Source organism: Ruegeria faecimaris (assembly GCF_900182615.1).
GTDB lineage: Bacteria > Pseudomonadota > Alphaproteobacteria > Rhodobacterales > Rhodobacteraceae > Ruegeria > Ruegeria faecimaris.
In genome coordinates, this window is sequence record NZ_FXTE01000037.1 from 1 (window position 1) to 1,225 (window position 1,225).

Sequence of the window (1,225 nt, forward strand, 5' to 3'; positions counted from 1 at the left end):
GGACCTAGAATGGCAAACAAGAGACCGAAGCCGGAAGAGATTGTCTCGAAGTTACGGCAAGTTGAAGTTCTGATGGGTCAAGGCATGTCCCGTCTTGATGCGATCAGACAGATCGGAGTTGTTGAGCAAACCTATTACCGCTGGCGGAAGAAGTACGGCGGAATGGGTGTTGATCAATTGAAGGAACTGAAACGGCTTCAGAAAGAGAACGAGCGGCTGAGGCGCGCAGTTTCAGATCTGACGCTGGACAAACTGATCCTGACGGAAGCCACAAAGGATGAAGGGCGGTTAGCAAACCATCCCGTGGATGGTTTGTAGCCCTGAACGCGAAGCCCTACTGAGCCCCGCTCGCCGTCGTGCTTGTATTAATCATGTACGCAACCAGCTGAACGTTTCCGAGAGACGCGCCTGTCGCGTTCTGGGGCAACACCGGTCCACGCAACGGCGCGCCCCACAAGGTCGCGCAGACGAAGGCCGACTGGTGGCCGACATGATCGAGTTGACCCGACAGTACGGCCGATATGGCTATCGCAGGATCGCAGCGCTGCTGAGAGAGGCTGGATGGTCTGTCAGCGATGGGCGAATTGAACGGCTTTGGCGACGAGAGGGGCTGAAAGTGCCAATAAAGCAACCGAAGAAAGGACGGCTCTGGCTAAATGACGGCTCATGCGTTCGGCTACGGCCAGAGTATCGCAACCATGTTTGGTCGTATGACTTCGTTCATTGTCGAACCGACGACGGCAAAGCCTTCCGGACGCTGAACATCCTTGATGAGTACAGCCGGGAATGCTTGGCAATCAGGGTCGAGCGGAAACTGAACTCGACCGATGTAATCGACGTTCTGACAGACCTGCTCATACTTCGCGGCGCGCCCAGTTTCATACGTTCTGACAATGGGCCGGAATTTGTCGCCCAGGCGGTCCGAGACTGGATCGCCGCCGTTGGCGCCAAGACGGCTTACATCGAACCTGGGAGCCCGTGGGAGAACGGATATTGTGAAAGCTTCAATGGCCGGTTCAGGGATGAGCTGCTCAACGGTGAGATCTTCTACAGCTTGCGCGAAGCTCAAATCCTGATCGAACAATGGAGGAAACACTACAACACAAAACGTCCCCACAGTGCACTGGGCTGCCGCCCGTCAGCTCCCGAAACCATCATCTCAATGGATCACAGGCCAATGATGCACTAACAATCAAATTGAACCAGTCAGATGAGGCTGCTCAAC

At 55.2% G+C, this 1,225-nt stretch carries 1 pseudogene; it reads left to right on the top strand.

The features are described from left to right. Positions 1 to 9 precede the first annotated feature (9 nt). Positions 10 to 1,189: pseudogene (locus tag FN806_RS20350) on the top strand (IS3 family transposase). Positions 1,190 to 1,225: the final 36 nt, after the last annotated feature.